General features: G+C 65.5%; 1 protein-coding gene. It reads left to right on the top strand.

Annotated features, from left to right (window positions below; genetic code table 11):
- Window positions 1-443 (top strand): GTP-binding protein (locus tag ACTXG9_RS19555; protein WP_457654822.1); only part of this gene is annotated, 443 nt, incomplete at both ends.

Below are 443 nucleotides of genomic sequence, written 5' to 3'. Positions count from 1 at the left end.
ATCACGATCTCGACCGCGCACGTCGAATACGAATCCCCGATCCGTCACTACGCCCACGTTGACTGCCCGGGCCACGCTGACTACGTCAAGAACATGATCACCGGTGCCGCCCAGATGGACGGCGCGATCCTGGTGTGCTCGGCCGCTGACGGCCCGATGCCGCAGACCCGCGAGCACATCCTGCTGTCGCGTCAGGTCGGCGTGCCGTACATCGTCGTGTTCCTGAACAAGGCCGACATGGTTGACGACGCCGAGCTGCTCGAGCTGGTCGAGATGGAAGTGCGTGAGCTGCTGAGCAAGTACGACTTCCCGGGCGACGACACCCCGATCATCGCCGGTTCGGCCCGCCTGGCGCTGGAAGGCGACCAGAGCGACATCGGCGTGCCGGCCATCCTGAAGCTGGTCGATGCCCTGGACAGCTGGATTCCGGAGCCGGAGCGTGC

This window comes from Stenotrophomonas maltophilia group sp. LNF247, from assembly GCF_054083135.1.
The sequence above is the reverse complement of the archived record's forward strand: the minus strand, read 5'-3'. Positions and strand labels throughout refer to the sequence as shown.